This window comes from Motilibacter deserti (assembly GCF_011250635.1).
Classification (GTDB): Bacteria; Actinomycetota; Actinomycetes; order Motilibacterales; family Motilibacteraceae; genus Motilibacter_A; species Motilibacter_A deserti.
Map to the genome: position 1 here is coordinate 1 of NZ_JAANNP010000140.1, position 3,971 is coordinate 3,971.

4 protein-coding genes are annotated in these 3,971 nt (G+C 72.8%); all 4 read left to right on the forward strand.

From position 1 onward, the window contains the following. On the forward strand, positions 1-228 hold a 228-nt coding region (gene purS, locus G9H71_RS21400), incomplete at its 5' end, for a phosphoribosylformylglycinamidine synthase subunit PurS (RefSeq protein ID WP_166284798.1). Next, the gene (gene purQ / locus G9H71_RS21405) at positions 225-896 is read left to right on the forward strand and encodes a phosphoribosylformylglycinamidine synthase subunit PurQ (protein ID WP_166284799.1); all 672 of its coding nucleotides are present in this window, start codon (positions 225-227) and stop codon (positions 894-896) included. The genes purS and purQ, both read left to right, overlap by 4 nt. After that, complete coding sequence (gene purL / locus G9H71_RS21410; RefSeq protein ID WP_166284800.1) at positions 893-3,184, forward strand: phosphoribosylformylglycinamidine synthase subunit PurL; 2,292 nt, start codon at positions 893-895, stop codon at positions 3,182-3,184. Before purQ ends, purL begins: the two co-directional genes overlap by 4 nt. 223 nt (positions 3,185-3,407) lie before the next feature. After that, positions 3,408-3,971 (forward strand): MFS transporter (locus G9H71_RS21415; protein ID WP_166284801.1); only part of this gene is annotated, 564 nt, incomplete at its 3' end.

The window sequence follows — 3,971 nt, forward strand, 5'->3', positions numbered from 1 at the left end:
AAGCCGGAGATTCTCGACCCGCAGGGCCAGGCCATCGCCGGCGCCCTGCCGCGACTCGGGTTCGAGGGGGTGACAAGCGTCCGCCAGGGCAAGCGGTTCGAGCTCGAGCTCGACGGCCCGCTCACGCCGGACGTCCTCGCGAAGGTCGAGGAGGCCGCGAAGACGCTGCTCTCGAACCCGGTGATCGAGGACTACGCCGTCTCCCTGCCGGAGGGGGAGCCCGCGTGAGGATCGGCGTCGTCACCTTCCCCGGCTCGCTCGACGACGGCGACGCCCGCCGCGCCGTGCGCATCGCCGGGGCCGAGCCCGTGGCGCTCTGGCACGGCGACGCCGACCTCAAGTCGGTCGACGCCGTGATCCTGCCGGGCGGCTTCTCCTACGGTGACTACCTGCGCTGCGGCGCGATCGCGCGGTTCGCGCCGGTCATGAGCGAGGTCATCGCGGGCGCCAAGCGCGGCCTGCCGGTCCTCGGCATCTGCAACGGCTTCCAGATCCTCTGCGAGGCGCACCTGCTGCCCGGCGCGCTCATCCGCAACGACGTCCGCCGCTTCGTCTGCAAGGACCAGCGGCTGCGCATCGAGAGCGCGTCGACGGCCTGGACGTCGGACTACTCGGCCGGCCAGGAGATCGTCGTCCCGCTGAAGAACGGCGAAGGCGGCTTCGTGGCGGACGAGGCCACGCTCGACCGGCTCGAGGGCGAGGGGCGCGTCGTCGCCCGCTACCTCGGCGACAACCCCAACGGCTCCTACCGCGACATCGCCGGCATCGCGTCCGAGGACGGCCGCGTCGTCGGCCTCATGCCGCACCCCGAGCACGCCGTCGAGGAGCTGACCGGCCCGGGGACCGACGGGCTCGGGTTCTTCACGTCCGTCCTGACGAGCCTGGTGAGCGCATGACCGACACCGTCAAGGCTGCGCAGGACGCCCCCGACGCCGAGCAGCCCTACCGCGAGCTCGGGCTCAAGGACGACGAGTACGCCCGCATCCGCGAGATCCTCGGCCGCCGGCCGACGTCGAGCGAGCTGGCGATGTACTCGGTCATGTGGAGCGAGCACTGCTCCTACAAGTCCTCGAAGGTCCACCTGCGCCAGTTCGGCGAGAAGGCCCCGCAGACCGACGCGCTGCTCGTCGGCGTCGGCGAGAACGCCGGCGTCGTCGACATCGGCGGCGGCTGGGCCGCGGTGTTCAAGGTCGAGTCGCACAACCACCCGTCCTACGTCGAGCCCTACCAGGGCGCGGCCACCGGTGTCGGCGGCATCGTCCGCGACGTGCTCACGATGGGCGCGCGCCCGATCGGCGTCATGGACCCGCTGCGCTTCGGCCCCGCGGACGCCCCCGACACCCGAAGGGTGCTTCCGGGGGTCGTCGCCGGGGTCGGCGGCTACGGCAACTGCCTCGGGCTGCCCAACATCGGCGGCGAGGTCGTGTTCGACGAGACGTACGCCGGCAACCCGCTGGTGAACGCCCTCTGCGTCGGCGTGCTGAAGCCGGGCGAGGACGGCAAGGGCATCAAGCTCGCGCACGCCTCCGGCCTCGGCAACCTCGTCGTGCTCTTCGGCGCTCGCACCGGCGGTGACGGCATCGGCGGCGTCTCGGTCCTCGCGTCCGAGACGTTCGAGTCCACGGGCCCGACAAAGCGCCCCGCGGTGCAGGTCGGCGACCCGTTCATGGAGAAGCTGCTCATCGAGTGCTGCCTCGAGCTCTTCGCCGAGGACCTCGTCGTCGGCATCCAGGACCTCGGCGGCGCCGGCATCTCCTGCGCGACGTCGGAGCTCGCCAGCGCCGGTGACGGCGGCATGCTCGTCGACCTCGACCGCGTCCCGCTGCGCGACCCGTCGCTCGCTCCCGAGGAGATCCTCATGAGCGAGTCGCAGGAGCGCATGATGGCGTGCGTCGAGCCCAAGCACATCGAGCGCTTCCTGGCCGTGTGCAAGAAGTGGGACATCCCCGCGACCGTCATCGGCTCGGTCACGGACACCGGCCGGCTGCAGATCGACTGGCACGGCGAGCGCATCGTCGACGTCCCGCCGCGCACCGTCGCCCACGAGGGCCCGGTCTACGAGCGCCCCTACGCCCGCCCGGGCGACCAGGACGCGCTGCAGGCCTCCGGGCCCGAGTCGCTGCCGCGGCCGTCGACCGGCGAGGAGCTCCGGGCCGAGCTGCTGAAGCTCGTCGCGGCGCCGAACGTCGCGTCCAAGGCTTGGGTGACGGACCAGTACGACCGCTACGTCCTCGGTGGCACCGTCCTGGCCCAGCCCGAGGACTCCGGCATGCTCCGCGTCGACGAGGAGACCAACCTCGGCCTCGCGATCGCCACCGACGGCAACGGCCGCTTCGCGCGGCTCGACCCGTACGCCGGCGCGCAGCTGGCGCTCTCGGAGGCCTACCGCAACGTCGCCACCACTGGCGCCAAGCCGTTGGCTGTCACCAACTGCCTGAATTTCGGTTCGCCCGAGGACCCGGCCGTGATGTGGCAGTTCGCGGAGGCCGTGCGCGGCCTGGCCGACGCGTGCCTCGAGCTCGGCGTCCCCGTCACCGGCGGCAACGTCAGCTTCTACAACTCCACCGCCGACGTCGCGATCCTGCCGACGCCCGTGGTGGGGGTGCTCGGCGTGATCGACGACGTCACCCGGCGGACGCCCATGGCGTTCGACGCCGAGGGCGACGTGATCTACCTGCTCGGTGAGACGCGCGACGAGCTCGGCGGGTCCGAGTGGGCGCACTCGCTGCACGGGCACCTCGGCGGCCTGCCGCCGAAGGTCGACCTCGCCGCGGAGAAGCTGCTCGCCGAGGTGCTCATCAACGCCTCGCGCGACGGGCTGCTCGACGCCGCGCACGACCTCGCCGACGGCGGCCTCGCGATCGGGCTCGTGGAGATGGCGATCCGACAGGGGCGGGGCGCCCGGGTGTGGCTGCCGGAGGGCATCGACCCGTTCGTCGCGCTCTTCAGCGAGTCCGTGGCCCGCGCCGTCGTGGTCGTGCCGCGGTCGGAGGAAGTGCGGTTCACCGATATGTGCATCGCCCGTCGGCTGCCGCACACGCGCATCGGCGTCGTCGACGGCGACACCCTCGACGTACAGGGGCAGTTCAGCGTCCCGGTCGAGGAGCTGCGGGCGACGCACGCCGCCACGCTGCCGGCGATCTTCGAGCCAGCCCGCGACGCGTCGCCGCTCAACGCGGGCTGACCGCCGCGTACCGCTCGGACAGAGCGTCACGCTCTCGCGCTCCTGGCGTGAGGGCGTGACGTTCCGCCCGGGCCGCGGTGAGAGCGTGACGTTCTTCCCGGGCCGGCGGCCGGACGCGCTGCTCCGCCATCCCGCCTCGACGGTGCGGGTCAGCAACCCCCGCTCGTGCGCCGGGGGATAACTCCTTGGGCCGGGCCGCCGCGGCTTGGCACACTCGTACGTCGTGTCAGCAGGTGGTCTCTCCGGGTACGTCCAGGTCCTTCGCACCGGGCGTGCGGCTCGTCCGTTCCTCGCGGCGGTGGTGGCGCGGCTCTCGTTCTCGATGGCGCCGCTCTCCGCGGTGCTTCTCGTCAACGAGGTGCGCGGCGACTACGGCGAGGCCGGCCTCGTCACCGGCGCCTACGCCCTTGGCACCGCCGTCGGGTCGCCGCTGTGGGGCCGGGCGCTCGACCGGCTCGGCCAGCCCCGGGTCATCGCGCCCACCGGTGTCGTGTCGGCCCTGCTGCTGGCCGTGCTGGCGCTCGTCGCGGCGGCGGACGCGCCGGTCCCGGTGCTGATCGTGCTGGCCGCTGCGAGCGGTGGCTTCTTCCCGCCGCTCTCGCCGGCGATGCGCGCCGCGTGGCGGGTGATCTTCCCCGACGAGGCGATGCGCCGGGCGGGCTACGCCCTCGACGCGGTCGCGGTCGAGACGATCTTCATCGGCGGGCCGTTGCTGCTCTCGCTGCTGCTGACGACGACCGGCCCGGCCGTGCCCCTCATCGTGACCAGCGTCCTGCTCGGGCTGGGG